This window comes from Hoeflea sp. BAL378, from assembly GCF_000759435.1.
Lineage (GTDB): Bacteria > Pseudomonadota > Alphaproteobacteria > Rhizobiales > Rhizobiaceae > Hoeflea.
Genome location: NZ_JRJG01000017.1, coordinates 18,425 through 32,555, shown reverse-complemented (window position 1 = coordinate 32,555; position 14,131 = coordinate 18,425). Strand labels below are relative to the sequence as shown.

General features: G+C 65.6%; 15 protein-coding genes. 11 read left to right on the top strand and 4 right to left on the bottom strand.

What is annotated here, in order from left to right; genetic code table 11:
* Positions 1-46 precede the first annotated feature (46 nt).
* Positions 47-1,297, top strand: coding sequence for an O-antigen ligase family protein (locus tag LL06_RS05775; protein ID WP_035523502.1), 1,251 nt, complete (start codon positions 47-49; stop codon positions 1,295-1,297).
* A 37-nt stretch (positions 1,298-1,334) separates the two neighbouring features.
* Here the strand turns inward: LL06_RS05775 and LL06_RS05770 are convergent, their stop codons facing one another.
* Positions 1,335-2,651 carry a SulP family inorganic anion transporter gene (locus LL06_RS05770; protein ID WP_052161247.1) on the bottom strand — a complete coding sequence of 439 codons (1,317 nt, stop codon included), beginning with the start codon at positions 2,649-2,651 and terminating at the stop codon, positions 1,335-1,337.
* A 185-nt stretch (positions 2,652-2,836) separates the two neighbouring features.
* Positions 2,837-3,640, bottom strand: a complete 804-nt coding sequence (locus tag LL06_RS05765) for a YiiX/YebB-like N1pC/P60 family cysteine hydrolase (protein WP_035523500.1) — start codon at positions 3,638-3,640, stop codon at positions 2,837-2,839.
* Between the two features lie 125 nt (positions 3,641-3,765).
* On the opposite strand from LL06_RS05765, the gene mbfA reads away from it, so the two are divergent.
* Both mbfA and LL06_RS05755 read left to right on the top strand, forming a co-directional pair.
* Positions 3,766-4,749, top strand: a complete 984-nt coding sequence (mbfA, locus tag LL06_RS05760; RefSeq protein WP_035523497.1) for an iron exporter MbfA — start codon at positions 3,766-3,768, stop codon at positions 4,747-4,749.
* A 180-nt stretch (positions 4,750-4,929) separates the two neighbouring features.
* The gene (locus tag LL06_RS05755) at positions 4,930-6,126 is read left to right on the top strand and encodes an MFS transporter (RefSeq protein ID WP_035523495.1); all 1,197 of its coding nucleotides are present in this window, start codon (positions 4,930-4,932) and stop codon (positions 6,124-6,126) included.
* A 26-nt stretch (positions 6,127-6,152) separates the two neighbouring features.
* Here LL06_RS05755 and LL06_RS05750 read toward each other — a convergent pair whose 3' ends face one another.
* Both LL06_RS05750 and LL06_RS05745 read right to left on the bottom strand, forming a co-directional pair.
* Positions 6,153-6,761, bottom strand: coding sequence for a transglutaminase-like cysteine peptidase (locus tag LL06_RS05750; RefSeq protein ID WP_081963679.1), 609 nt, complete (start codon positions 6,759-6,761; stop codon positions 6,153-6,155).
* A gap of 196 nt (positions 6,762-6,957) precedes the next feature.
* Positions 6,958-7,749, bottom strand: a complete 792-nt coding sequence (locus LL06_RS05745) for an alpha/beta hydrolase (protein ID WP_035523492.1) — start codon at positions 7,747-7,749, stop codon at positions 6,958-6,960.
* Between the two features lie 194 nt (positions 7,750-7,943).
* Here LL06_RS05745 and infC point away from each other — a divergent pair, with 194 nt between their 5' ends.
* The 8 genes from infC to pheT all read left to right on the top strand — a co-directional run bounded on the left by infC (position 7,944) and on the right by pheT (position 14,018).
* Complete coding sequence (gene infC / locus LL06_RS05740; RefSeq protein ID WP_035523583.1) at positions 7,944-8,480, top strand: translation initiation factor IF-3; 537 nt, start codon at positions 7,944-7,946, stop codon at positions 8,478-8,480.
* Positions 8,481-8,741: 261 nt separating this feature from the next.
* On the top strand, positions 8,742-8,942 hold the full coding sequence (rpmI, locus tag LL06_RS05735) for a 50S ribosomal protein L35 (RefSeq protein WP_035523489.1): 201 nt from the start codon (positions 8,742-8,744) through the stop codon (positions 8,940-8,942).
* Between the two features lie 37 nt (positions 8,943-8,979).
* Entirely contained in the window at positions 8,980-9,381 is a 402-nt protein-coding gene (gene rplT / locus LL06_RS05730) for a 50S ribosomal protein L20 (protein WP_035523486.1), read from the top strand.
* A gap of 189 nt (positions 9,382-9,570) precedes the next feature.
* A complete protein-coding gene (gene pheS, locus LL06_RS05725; RefSeq protein ID WP_035523483.1) occupies positions 9,571-10,656 on the top strand; it encodes a phenylalanine--tRNA ligase subunit alpha in 1,086 nt (361 codons plus the stop codon).
* A gap of 4 nt (positions 10,657-10,660) precedes the next feature.
* Positions 10,661-10,903, top strand: a complete 243-nt coding sequence (locus LL06_RS05720; RefSeq protein ID WP_035523480.1) for a DUF4160 domain-containing protein — start codon at positions 10,661-10,663, stop codon at positions 10,901-10,903.
* Positions 10,878-11,153 carry a DUF2442 domain-containing protein gene (locus LL06_RS05715; protein WP_035523477.1) on the top strand — a complete coding sequence of 92 codons (276 nt, stop codon included), beginning with the start codon at positions 10,878-10,880 and terminating at the stop codon, positions 11,151-11,153. The genes LL06_RS05720 and LL06_RS05715 overlap by 26 nt, the downstream gene beginning before the upstream one ends.
* Before the next feature lie 28 nt (positions 11,154-11,181).
* Complete coding sequence (locus LL06_RS05710; RefSeq protein ID WP_035523474.1) at positions 11,182-11,610, top strand: GFA family protein; 429 nt, start codon at positions 11,182-11,184, stop codon at positions 11,608-11,610.
* Positions 11,607-14,018 (top strand): phenylalanine--tRNA ligase subunit beta, encoded by a 2,412-nt coding sequence (gene pheT / locus LL06_RS05705; protein ID WP_035523471.1) that lies wholly within the window; start codon positions 11,607-11,609, stop codon positions 14,016-14,018. The genes LL06_RS05710 and pheT overlap by 4 nt, the downstream gene beginning before the upstream one ends.
* The last annotated feature ends 113 nt before the right edge of the window (positions 14,019-14,131 follow it).

The window sequence follows — 14,131 nt, the reverse complement described above, 5'->3', positions numbered from 1 at the left end:
GCAGCTTTTGTCGGCGCGTGGCCAAGACTTATGGTAACATTCGCTGATGATCCGGACCTTCATCGACTTTTTGTTCAGGCCGCGTTTCGATAATTACAGCGGGCTCAATCTGGCTTTTTATTGCGTCAGTCTTTGCCTGGGCGCGTTTATCGGCAGCGCCGTATCGGTTTTTGTCATCGCCGGAAGCATCTATGCGACGCTGCATCTTGCCACCGGCAGACTGAAATGGGCCCTGCCGCGGCCGGTCGAATTCGTCTTCTTCGCGTTCATCGGCCTGTTCATGGCCGATCTGGTCGCCGCCTTGATCCATCCTTCCCGGGTCGCCCTGCAGGAAGTCTTCGAGAATCTACCCTTTCTCGGCTTTGCCGGGCTCTACTCGATCACCTTCGTCGATCGGGCGAGACTGCTCGCCGCGGTGGAAACCGTCGCGGCGGCGGCCTCAATCCTGGCGATCCCGGTCATACTCGTGTTGTCGGGCCATCAGTACCGGCCGGAAATGGCATCGGGCAATTCGAGCGTCCTGGCCGTGCTCGCCGGGATCCTCTATCTGATCACCATAGGCGCGGCCGATCGGCGCTGGAACCGCTCGTCGCTGGTCTTTCTCATCGCCGCGGCCTGTGCGGCCTATATCACCGTGCTGTCGGGGACCCGCGCCATGTGGCTGGCGCTGATCCTGATCCCGATCTACAGCCTGCTGTTTCACCATCCGTGGAAACGGATTCTGATCGGTCTTCCCATCCTGGTCATGCTGTTTGCCGGACTGACGGGCCTGCTGTCGGCCTATTCGGAGATCTTCGAGATGCGCATCGGCCAGGTTGTCAGCGAATCCCGCAGCATCATGACCGGCGACCTGTCCGGACCGATGGGGCAGCGCATCCGGATCTATCAGGCCGGCTATGAACTGATGCTTGAGAAACCGGTCTTCGGCTACGGGCCCGGAAACGAGCGCCAGGAAATCGCCCAAAAGACTCTCGAATTGAGCGGCGTGAGCATTTCCTACAGCCATGCCCACAATGCGGCGCTGACGGCGATGCTCCGCTCCGGGCTGCTGGGCGTCATGGCGCTGGCCGCGGTCGTCCTGGTTCCGCTGGTGGTGGCGTACCGCGCCCGCAAGGATGAAGTCGGCGCCGCCGGGTTCTTCCTCCTGAGCGGGCTCATGATCGTCTATCTGTGTTCGGGACTGGTCGGGCTGATGCTCGGCCACGATATCCACGACAGCGTCTTCATCGCCGGCGTCTGCTTTTCCCTCTATCTCGTGTTCGACCGCGCCGAGGCGCCGGAGAGCCGCCAAACCTGAAGCCGCCCGCCGTCCGGGCGATGGCCTGGCGCCGCCGTCAGCGCTCCGGCGTGTGCCAGTCCGGCTCGGGCGTGCCGCGGCGCGTCAGGCGCAGCATCAGGCCGACCGCCACGCCGGCGCCGATGGCCACCGTCAGGTCGGCCAGGACGGTGAGGACGAGCGTCATCAGCAGCAGGAGCTGATCGGACCTGCGGGTGCGCAGACGCTCCATGAAATGTTGCGGCTCCGCCATGTTCCAGGCGGTGAGCACCAGCACAGCCGCCAGCGCCGGCAGCGCCAGGAGCCCGGCGAGCGGCGCGGCCAGCAACATGAATGCCAGCAGGAAAATCGAATGCAGGATGCCCGCGACCGGGGTCTTGGCGCCGGCGCGGATATTGGTGGCGGTACGGGCGATCGCCCCGGTGGCCGGCAGCCCGCCGAACAGCGCCGAGACGACGTTTGCCGCGCCCTGCGCCACGATCTCGGTGTTGGAGCGGTGCGCGGTGCCGGCCATGCGGTCGGCGACCAGCGCGGAAAGCAGCGATTCGATGCCCGCGAGGAAGGCGATGATCATCGCCGACGGCAGCAGATCCACCAGCCGCTCGAGGCTGACGGCCGGCAGGCCCGGCATGGGGAGGCTCGACTGGATCGCCCCGAAGCGGCTGGCGATGGTGCCGACGTCGAGCCCGAACGCCGCCACCGCCGCGGAGGTCAGGCCGACCGCGACGACGAGGCCGGGCAGCTTCGGCGCGGCGCGCCGGAAGGCCACGATCAGGACGAGGGTGACGAGTGCGATCACGGCGCTCGACAGCGAGAAACTGGAGAGGTTTGCCCACAGGACCTTGATCTTGGGAATGAAATCGGCGGGCATCTGGCCCTCGATGGCCAGTCCGAAGAAATCGGCGATCTGGCTCGAGCCGATGATCACCGCGATGCCGATGGTGAAGCCGTTGATCACCGGTTCGGGCACGTGGCGGATCAGCCGGCCGGCGCGCAGCACGCCCGCGGCGATGAGGATGAGGCCGGCCATGAAGGTGGCGATGACCAGGCCGTCATAGCCGTGGTCGACGATCACGGAATAGACGACGACGATGAAGGCCCCGGTCGGGCCGCCGATCTGCACCCGGCTGCCGCCGAGCGCGGAGATGACGAAGCCGGCGACGATCGCGGTGACGAGGCCGGCGCCGGGATTGGCGCCCGAGGCAATGGCGATCGCCATCGCCAGGGGCAGCGCCACCATCGCCACGGTCAGTCCGGCGCCGAAGTCGGACAGGAACGTCGGCATGTCATAGGTGCGCAGGGTCGTCAGGATCTTCGGGTGAAAAATTCCATGGCGTTTGCGGGCGGCTTCGTCAGCCGCAGTCGACTCATTCATGATGAAACCCTCGATCTTGACGCAGGCCGCGCTCGAGCCGTCTCCCTGGCCAGACATTGCCGTGCATCGCCAAAGCGGGGGTGAGGCAAGTTCCGCGCAGGCAACCCGATAGGCGCCGCGGCTCACTTTCCCGCCCGGCGCGCCGGAATGTCAATCCGTCGTCGGCTGAATTTCCTGGTTTCTTCTCACCGCCGGGCGCGCTCGCCGGTCCCCCATTCGAGCTGCTTGTAGTCGAACCCGTACTCGAGCGTCGGCTTGACGATGCGGAAATAGGGGGAAAGGTCGAAGTCCCGCGGCGCATAGAGCGAGTGATGCCTTATGTGCAGGATCTCGCGGCGGGAATAGTCCGAATCGGCCCGCTGCCGCCCCGGCGCGCGGGTCACCTCGGGAAGGATCGGGTATTTCACCGCCTGGAACGCCTGGGCGATCATCGACGAACAGATGGCCCGCGTCGGATCGCCGGAGCCGAAGGCGAGCATGCGCCGGCGCCACCGCACCGGAACCGGCGGGGTGGGAAAGAAATAGCGCAGCAGGTCGAAGATGTTCTTCATGTCGTAGCGCACGCCGAGGCGCGCGACCATGTAGCCGACCACCGCCTCCCGATCGTCCGGCGTCAGGCCGACGGGCCGGCAGATCCGCGTGTTGAAGCGGGTGTATTTGGAGAGCGGCACGGCCACGCAGCCTTCGCCCAGATTGACCTCGATGAGCTGCGGATAGTCGCCGGCCTCCGCGTCGTCCGGCTTCAGCGCCGTGCCGACATAGACCGCCGCATGCGACCAGGTCGACTGGGTGAGGTATTTGATCGCCGCCGATATCTTCTGGTTGCCTTCCACCAGCAGGACGTCGCCGGCCCGAAGCGTGCGCGACAGCGTCTCCGGATCGGACGGCGTGTAGGGTTCATAGCCGGGATTGGCCGAATGCAGCCGCCGCGCCAGAAACCGCCCCAGGCGGTCGAGCAGTGTGTCGGTCATGTCCTTGGCTTCGGTCATCGCGCAAGACTTGCCCCGAGCGGGCTCGGGGATCAACCCGCCCGGCTTCAACTTTCCGTTTTCGCGGCTTGAAAACGCGATCGTCTGCGTATAATTTAGAATCATTCTAAACAGGGAAATCCCCCATGCTGTCCCGCCTTGCCGGTTTCCATCGCAGACCGTTTGATTCACTGAGCGAGCAGGAAATCCTCGCCCTCGCCATATCCTCGGAAGAGGACGACGCCCGCATCTATCTCGCCTATGCGGATCATCTGCGGGCGGACTATCCGCAGTCGGCCAAGGTGTTCGATGAGATGGCGACGGAAGAGGGGGAGCACCGCGCCCGGCTGATCGAGCGCCACCAGGCGCGGTTCGGCGATCGCATTCCGCTCATTCGCCGCGAGCATGTGCGCGGCTATTACGAGCGCAAGCCGGACTGGCTGGTGACGAACCTGCCGGTCGACCGGATCCGGCAGACCGCCGAGGACATGGAGGCCCAGGCCCACAGCTTTTATCTCGCCGCAGCGCGCCGGACCTCGGACGCCGACACGCGCAAGCTCCTGGGCGACCTCGCCCTGGCCGAAAAGGGCCATGAATCGCTCGCCCGGCGGCTGGGGCTCGAGCATGCGCCCGAAGATGTCCGCGCCGAGGAGGCGGAGACTTCCCGCCGCAAGTTCATCCTCACCTATGTCCAGCCGGGCCTTGCGGGCCTGATGGACGGATCGGTCTCGACCTTAGCGCCGATCTTCGCCACCGCCTTTGCCACCGGCGACACCTGGACCACCTTCCTGGTCGGTCTGTCGGCCTCCGTCGGCGCGGGCATTTCGATGGGCTTCACCGAGGCCGCCCATGACGACGGGGTGATCTCCGGCCGCGGATCGCCGCTCAAGCGCGGCCTTGCGTCGGGCATCATGACGGCGCTCGGCGGCCTGGGGCACGCGCTGCCCTACCTGATCCCGGATTTCACCGTCGCCACCACGGTCGCCATTGCGGTCGTCTTCGTCGAGCTCTGGGCCATCGCCTGGATCCAGAACCACTGGATGGAGACCCCGTGGAGCCGGGCGATCTTCCAGGTGGTGCTGGGCGGCGCGCTGGTCTTTGCGGCAGGCATGCTGATCGGCAACGCCTGATCCGGCGCCGGGTTCGGCGTCCGCCATGGCCGGCGGCAGCGGACGCGGACCGCGGCTTCAGCCCGCCTCCGCCCGTGACCTGCCGGACACGACAGACGGTTGCGCCGATCGGACGGGGTTGACCTTTGCCGGCGGCTGGAGTGTCATCCAGCCGCCATCCAAATCACCTGCCGCGGCCCCATGAAAATCTTTCCCTCGACCATCGGTCTGGGCGTCACCATGACCATCGGTTACGGGACGCTCTATTATTCCTTCGCGGTGCTCGCGCCGGAGATCGCCCGCGAATTTCACTGGGAGGAGAGCTTCGTCTTCGCCATCTTCTCGATCGGCCTGCTGGCAGGCGCCGTCTCGGCGCCGATCGTCGGCCGGATGATCGACCGGTTCGGCGCGCGCTCGGTCATGAGCGCCGGGTCGCTGTTCGCCGCGGCCACGCTCGCCCTGATCGCCGTCATGCAGACTGCCTGGCAGTTCACGGTGCTGGCGCTGATGGCCGAGTTCGTGGCGATCGCGGTCCAGTATGACGCCGGCTTCGCGGCTCTGGCCCAGCGCTATGGCCGCAATGCCCGCGCCGAGATCACCCTCGTCACCCTGATCGCCGGCTTCGCCTCCACCGTGTTCTGGCCGCTGATCCAGTATCTGCTGACCCTGATGAGCTGGCGCGAGGTCTATCTGGTCCTGGCCGCGATGAACCTCCTGATCGCGCTGCCGATCCACCTGACCATGCCGAAGGGGAGGCAGACGCCGCAGGAAGCACCCGTGGGCGCTGCCGTGCTGCCGCCGGCCCCGTCCTACCGGCACGTGACCGGACCCCGTCCGATGATCCTGCTCGGCGTCAGCCTGGCCAGCGGCGGCTTCGTGCTGTCGGCGATCGGGGCGTCGCTGCTCATTCTTCTCAAGGACATCGGCTTTGCCACGACGACGGCCACCATCGCCGCAAGCTGCATCGGCCCGTCGCAGGTGGCGGCGCGCCTGTTCGAATATGCCCGCCGCAGCCATTTTTCGCCGCCGGTGACGGCGATCATCGCCGCGTCGGCGATGCTGCTCGGTGTGGCGCTGCTGGGGGTGACGCTGCTGGCGCTGGTGCCGGCCTTGCTGTTCGCCTTCGCGGTGATGTATGGCGCGGGCCAGGGCCTGACATCGATCGTGCGCGGCATGCTGCCGCTGCATTACTTCGGCCCGGAAGGCTATGGCCGTCGCACCGGCACCCTGGCGGGCTTCCGCATGGTGCTGTCGGCGGCCGCTCCCTTCACCATCATCTTCCTCAATGAACGCATGGGAACGGCGACCGCGATCGGCTGCCTGGTGGCGCTGGCGCTCATGTCGATGATTTCGCTGCTGGCGCTGGTGCGCCTCATGGAAGGGCGCAAGCCCGCGTGAACATCAGGGCTGCGGCATGAACCGGATCAGTCCAGCGCGCCGACCAGCACGTCGGAGCCGTTTTCGATGGTGACCCACCGGCCCGAATTGTTCGACGCCTGCCGCTTGAGATAGCTGTAGGGCGTATCGCGCCAGTTCTTGACCTCGTCGACGAGATTGTCGAGCACATAGTCGCCTTCCGACGTCCTGAGCGTGAGCACCGCATGGCCTTCGCCGTCGGGCTTGCGCACGACGGTGATCAGCGCGTCGGCCGGCGAGAAGCCGCGCTCGATCAGCATGTGGCGCTTGAGCAGCACATAGTCCTCGCAATCGCCGGCAATGTCGGGATAGGCCCAGACCTCTTCCTTGCCGAACAGTTCGAGGTCGGTCTTCGGCATCACCGAGAAATTGACCGCACGGTTGATCTCGCGGATCACGTCCCAGCCGTAATCGGTGACCTTCGGCGCCGCGCCCGAGCCCTTGACCGATTTGCACTCGGCCGAAAACTGCTTGCAGAATTCGTAATGCCCGATGGGCTGCGAGGTGATCCGGCCGGTTTGCATCGACAGGTCCGAAGCCATGCCTCCGGCCGGGATTGCGAAAGACGCAATCATGGCAATCAAAGCCCGCTTTGTCAGTCCCGGTGCGCACAACACTGCCGGTTACCCCCACGCCGTCCAAATTCGTTAACAAAGAGTTAAGGGCCTATGGCGCGGAGAGTCAATTGCGGACCCGGGGCCTTCTGCCGACATGGTTACCGGCCGGGACATTTTGATCACACATGCCGCGGTTTGCCGCCCGGTCCGGGAGCGGATCAGGGTTCGGCCCGCCCCGCGGTCCGGCGCCGGGACTTCAGCTATGGGCGGCGAGCGTGTCCACCGCGGCCAGGATCCGGGCGATGTCTTCCTCGCGCGACAGCCGGTGGTCGCCGTCGCGGATGAGCGTCAGCGTCACGTTCTCGGAGGGCAGGTGCTCGACCAGCTTCAGCGCGTGCCGCCAGGGCACGTCCGGGTCGGCCATGCCCTGGATGATGTGGACCGGGCAGCCGGTGTCGATCAGGCCGTTGAGGACCAGGTTCTCGCGGCCGTCCTCGAACAGCGCCCGGGTGTAGACGTTCGGATCGGGGCCGTAGGGCGTCGGCTCCTCGAAATAACCGTCGCGCTCGAGCGCCGCGCGCTGCGCGTCGGTGAGCTCCGGCTCCATCAGCTCCAGCGTGAAATCGGGAGCCGGCGCGATCAGCACCAGTCCCGCCACGCGGTCGCCCTCGCCTTTCGCCCGGAGCTCCTGCACCATCCTGAGCGCGATCCAGCCGCCCATCGACGAGCCGACCAGGATCTGCGGACCGGAGGTGTGGCGCTCGAACGCCGCCAGGCTCTCTTCCAGCCAGCGCGAGATCGTGCCGTCGCGGAAGCTGCCGCCGGACGCGCCATGCCCGGAATAGTCGAACCTGAGGCAGGCCTGGCCCTTCAGGCCGGCCTGGCGGCACAGCGCCTCCGCCTTGGAGCCGGTCATGTCCGAGCGGTAGCCGCCGAGCCAGACCACGCCCGGCAGGCCGGGATCTCGCGCAGGGCGCGTCAGGACCGCGAGGACGCGCCGGTCCTCGCCCTGGCCCACGGTGAGGGTGTTCGCGTCCGGTTGCGTCATGGTGCTGGCTCTCCCGATTTGTCGCTTTGCAGCCCTTTTACAAGATTCGCGCCTGCCCGGACGTCCCTGTGGTGATTTTTTCCCAAAGCCGTGCTATTGACACCAGCCGGCCGATGACGACATTGCGCGCCAGACATATTTGCTCGCGTGCATCAACCGGCCGATATGGACGAGTTAATCAGGAGACCAAAGCCATTCGCAGACCATTTAGAGCGCCGCCAACCGCCAACGAAGGCCCCCGCGCAAACCAGAATATCCGGACCCCGACGGTCCAGCTCATCGATCAGGAAGGCCAGAACCACGGCGTCGTGCCGACGGACCAGGCGTTGGCCATGGCCGAAGAGGCCGGCCTCGATCTGGTCGAGATCAATTCGGCGGGCGACGTGCCGGTTTGCAAGATCGTCGATCTGGGCAAGCTGAAATACGCCTCGCAGAAGAAGGCCTCGGAAGCGCGCAAGAAGCAGAAGACCGTCGAGGTCAAGGAAATCAAGATGCGCCCGAACATCGACACCCATGATTACGAGGTGAAGATGCGCGCGATGAACCGGTTCTTCGACGAAGGCGACAAGGTCAAGGTTACGCTGAGGTTCCGCGGCCGCGAAATGGCGCATATGGAGCTCGGCATGAAGCTGCTCCAGAAGGTCAAGGACGACACCGTCACCATCGCCAAGGTCGAAGCCGAGCCGAAGCTCGAAGGCCGCCAGATGATGATGGTTCTGGCGCCCAAGTAACGACCCAGATCCGCAAGAGGAACCGGTCCGGCCAATGCCAGGGCCGGTTTTTTGCTTTATAGCGCGGATTCGGCCCGACGCCCGTTGCGCTTTGATCCGGCTGCGGCTATAAGGCGCGCGTTCAAACCGGCCGGCAGGGCATGCCGAGGCGGTTTCCAACGCTTGATGCAAACGGGGTCTTCGCCCTTTGCCTCTCACCCAACAAGAAGATGGCTGCGCGGCGCCGGTACGGTGTCCGAAGGCCTGACAAGGAGTAGCGAAATGCCCAAGATGAAGACGAAATCGTCTGCCAAGAAGCGGTTCAAGATCACGGCGACCGGCAAGGTCATGTCCGCGGCCGCCGGCAAACGCCATGGCATGATCAAGCGGTCCAACAAGTTCATTCGCGACGCCCGCGGCACCATGGTCCTTTCGGACCCGGACGCCAAGATCGTCAAGAAGTTCCTGCCCAACGGCCTGTAAGCAGCGCCGGGACCCGAGATTTTAAGGAGATCATGACATGGCACGCGTAAAACGGGGTGTAGCCGCCCACGCAAAGCACAAGAAAGTCCTCAAGAAAGCCAAGGGCTTCTACGGACGCCGCAAGAATACCATCCGCGCCGCGAAGGCCGCCGTCGACAAGTCGATGCAGTATGCCTACCGCGACCGCAAGGTCCGCAAGCGGAATTTCCGCGCCCTCTGGATCCAGCGCATCAACGCCGCGGTCCGCGAGCACGGCCTGACCTATGGCCGCTTCATCGACGGCCTGACCAAGTCGGGCATCGAGGTCGACCGCAAGGTTCTCTCCGACATGGCGATCCATGACGCGGAAGCCTTTGGCGTGCTGGTGGCCGCTTCCAAGAAGGCGCTGGACTACCTCAAGGACTCCACGCCGAATGAATTTGAAAGCGCTGTCCACTAAGCCAGCGTTTCCCGAAGGCATTCTCGACATTGACCATTTGGGATCCCGCGCTGGCAGGGCTGGCGCGGGATTTTTCGTTTTCAAGGCCAGGCGTGAACCGGGCGCGGTCCCGGCGCGGTTTCAGCCTGACGCAATGAGCCAGCTACGGCCAGTCGCATCGGACTGGCCCTCCAGGAATGGACAAAGACCATGAGCCAGTACCAGACGCTTGAAACCTCCATCATGGACGAGATCGCCGCAAGCGCGGACGAGGCTTCCATCGAGGCCGTGCGGGTCGCGGCACTCGGCAAGAAGGGCTCGGTGTCCGAACTGCTCAAGGGCCTGGGCAAGATGTCCGCCGAGGAGCGCCAGGAGGCCGGCCCCGCCATCAACGGTCTCAAGACCCGCGTCACCGACGCCATCGCCGCCCGCAAGGCGGAACTGCGCAAGGCCGCCATCGCCGAGCGGCTGGCGCGCGAAAGCGTCGATGTCAGCCTGCCGGTGCGCTCGTCTCCGGCCGAGCGCGGCCGCATCCACCCGATCAGCCAGATCGTCGACGAGATCACCGCGATCTTCGCCGACATGGGCTTCTCGATCGCCGAAGGCCCGGACATCGAGACCGACTACTACAATTTCACCGCGCTCAACTTCCCCGACGGGCACCCGGCGCGCGAGATGCACGACACCTTCTTCCTGCATCCCGACGAGAACGGCGAGCGCAAGGTGCTCAGGACCCACACCTCGCCGGTGCAGATCCGCACCATGGAAGCGCAGAAGCCGCCGATCCGCATCGTCATCCCGGGCAAGACCTACCGGCAGGACAGTGACGCCACCCATTCGCCGATGTTCCACCAGGTCGAGGGCCTGGTGATCGACAGGACCGCCAATGTTGGCCATCTGCGCTGGGTGCTCGAGGAATTCTGCAAGGCCTTCTTCGAGGTCGACAACGTCGTCATGCGCTTCCGCCCGTCGTTCTTCCCGTTCACCGAGCCCTCCTTCGAGGTCGACATCCAGTGCGACCGCACCTCGGGCCCGATCGTCAAGTTCGGCGAGGGCACCGACTGGATGGAGATCCTCGGCTGCGGCATGGTGCACCCGAATGTGCTGCGCGCCGGCGGGCTCGATCCCGACGAATACCAGGGCTTTGCCTGGGGCATGGGCCTCGACCGCATCGCCATGCTCAAATACGGCATGCCCGACTTGCGCGACTTCTTCAACGCCGATGTCCGCTGGCTCAGCCACTACGGCTTCCGCCCGCTCGACATGCCGACGCTGTTCGGGGGGCTGAGCACATAAAGCCATGCCGACCGTGCTTCGCAAATATGGCTTCCGGTTTCATTTCTATGGATTTGACATGGCTGAGCCCCGTCATATCCATGTCACCGGGCACGGCGGCACGGCGAAGATCTGGCTTGAGCCGATCGATCTGGTCGAGGCCAAGGGGTTTAACGCAGCCGACCTGAGGCGTATCATGGACGTAGTCGGAGAGCATCACGGGCAGTTTGTGGAGGCATGGGATGAATTCGCCAAGTCTGTATCCTGAAAATGAGCGACCAGTCGAAGCCTGGTGCGACCTTCACAACGTGCATGTCCGGCTGGCCGATAGTCGGGAGGTCATCACGCCGTTGTGGTGGTACCCAAGCCTTTATGCGGCGACTCCAGCCCAGCGAAACAACATCGAGCTGATGCTGGATGGCGTCCATTGGCCGGATGTCGATGAGGATCTTTCGATCCGCGGCATGCTGGCCGGTTGGAAATACCCGAAGGCCAAGGCGCCGGAAAAGGCTGCATGATGCGGATATTGTCTGGAGCGTTGAGCGGATGACCAAGCATCACGGCTCCTGCCGCTGCAGCCTGATCTCGATGGAGGCCAGCGCCGCGCCGATCTGGCAGTCCTATTGCCACTGCCGCGACTGCCGCAAGCAGACCGGCGCGCCGGTGATGGCCTTTGTCGGCTTTCCGACGGAGGCCCTGACCTGGTTCGGCGAGCCCAACAGTTGGCGCGGCGCGGGCGGCGTGACGCGCATGTTCTGCGGCCATTGCGGCAGCCAGATCGGCTATACCGACGACCGGCTGCCGGGCGAGACCTATCTGGCGCTCGGGTTCATGGACGAGCCGGAGTCCTATCCGCCGGCAGCGCATGCCTTTGTCGAGCGGCAATTGCCGTTCCTGCACATGACCGACGATCTTCCGCGTTTCGACGGGTTTTCCGTGGAACGTCCCCCAATGAAAACGGAAAAAGACCGATGAAATTCACCCTCTCCTGGCTCAAGGATCACCTTGAGACCGACGCCACGCTCGACCAGATCTGCGATCGCCTGACCGCGATCGGGCTCGAGGTCGAGCATGTCGACGACAAGGCGGCCTACCGGCCCTTCACCATCGCCCGCGTCATCAGCGCCGAAAAGCACCCCGAGGCCGACCGGCTCAAGGTGCTGATGGTCGACGCCGGTGACGGCAAGCCGGTGCAGATCGTCTGCGGCGCGCCCAACGCCCGCGCCGGCCTCGTCGGCGCGCTGGCGCGGCCGGGCGCCTATGTGCCGGGCATCGATGTAACGCTTGCGGTGGGCAACATCCGCGGCGTCGAAAGCCACGGCATGATGTGCTCGGAACGGGAGCTCGACATGTCCGACGAGCATGACGGCATCATCGACCTGCCCGAGGACGCGCCCGTCGGCACCTCCTTCGCCGCCTATGCCGGGCTCGACGATCCGGTGATCGAGATCAACCTCACGCCCAACCGTCCCGACTGCACCTCGATCTATGGCATCGCCCGCGATCTGGCCGCCTCCGGCCTGGGGACGCTGAAAGCGAGAGCCGCGCCGGATTTCCCGGTCGAGGGGGAGACGCCGGTCGATGTGAAGATCATCCTCGACGACGAGAGCCTCTGCCCCGGCTTCGCCTGGCGGCTGGTGCGCGGCGTCAGGAACGGCCCGAGCCCGAAATGGATGCAGAAGCGGCTGCTCGCCATCGGCCTCCGCCCGATCTCGGCGCTGGTCGACGTCACCAATTACATGACCTTCGACCAGGGCCGGCCGATGCATGTCTTCGACGCCGACAAGGTCAGGGGCGATCTGGTCGTCCGCCGCGCCCAGGAGGGCGAGGAGATTCTGGCGCTCGACACCCGCACCTACAGGCTCAACCCGACCAATGTCGTCATCGCCGATGAGAACGGCCCCGAATCCATCGGCGGCATTATGGGTGGCGAGCATTCGGGCTGCGACGAGACCACCACCAATGTGCTGATCGAATCGGCGCTCTGGGACCCGATCAACATCGCCAAGACCGGCCGCAGCCACGGCATCATCACCGATGCCCGCTACCGTTTCGAGCGCGGCGTCGATCCCGAATATATGATCCCCGGCCTCGAGCGCACCACCGAGCTGGTGCTCGAGATGTGCGGCGGCACCGCTGCGGCCTCCCGCGTGGTGGGCTACAAGGGCCATGTGAAGAAGGTGGTCGAATTCCCCTTCACCGAGGTCGGGCGCCTGACCGGGCTCACCGTGTCCGATGATGAATCGGTCGACATCCTGACCGGCCTCGGCTTCGAGGTCTCGGGCCTCGGCGAGCGCGTCCAGGTCGCGGTCCCCTCCTGGCGGCCGGATATCGACGGCAAGGCTGATCTGGTCGAAGAAGTCATGCGCATCCACGGCGTCGACCACATCAGGCCCGAGCCGCTCGCCCCCATCGGTTCGGTCAACGCCAGGATCCTGACCACGCTGCAGGTGCGCACCCGGGCGGCCAAGCGGGCGCTCGCCGCGCGCGGCATGCTCGAAGCCGTCACCTGGTCGTTCATCTCCGAGGAGCAGGCGAAGCTGTTCGGCGGCGGCCGGCCGGAACTCCGGCTCGCCAATCCGATTGCGAGCGACATGTCCGACATGCGCCCCTCGCTGCTGCCGGGGCTGATCGCCGCCGCCGGGCGCAACGCCGCCCGCGGCTATGGCGACGTGGCGCTGTTCGAGGTCTCGGGCACCTATGAGACCGACACGCCCGAAGGCCAGCGGCGGGTGGCGGGCGGCATCCGCCGCGGCACCGCCGGTCTTTCAGGCGCGGGCCGCCACTGGGACGGCGCCGCCAGGCCCGTCGGCGTGTTCGACGCCAAGGCCGATGCGCTGGCCGTGCTCGAGGCCTGCGGCCTGCCGATGGCCAATGTCCAGGTCGAGCAGGGCGGGCCGGACTGGTACCACCCCGGTCGCTCCGGCCTGATCAAGCTCGGCCCCAAGACGGTGCTCGGCCATTTCGGCGAGTTCCACCCCGACACGCTCGACGCGCTCGACGTCACCGGCCCGCTGGCGGGCTTCGAGGTGTTCATCGATGCGATCCCCGAGGCCAAGCGCAAGGCGACCCGCACCAAGCCGGTGCTGAGCCTCTCGGCGTTCCAGGCGCTGCGCCGCGACTTCGCCTTCGTCGTCGACAAGGCCGTGCCGTCCGCCACGCTGGTCCGCGCCGCGTTAGGAGCAGACAAGGCGCTGGTGACCGGCGTCAATGTCTTCGACCTGTTCGAGGGCGCTTCGCTCGGCGAAGGCAAGAAATCGGTCGCCATCGAGATCACCATCCAGCCGCGCGAGCGCACGTTGACCGACGAGGACCTCGACCGGCTGGCGAAATCAGTGATCGCCAATGTCGAGAAGTCGACAGGCGGTGTTTTGCGGGGATGAACCGGACGGAGCGGCCCAGAAGGCCGCTTCCCCGGCCCCCGGTGACTTCCATCCGGGCGAAATCAACAGGAATTGCGCCTCGGGCCCGCTCTGCGGGCCCCGGGCCCTTGCGG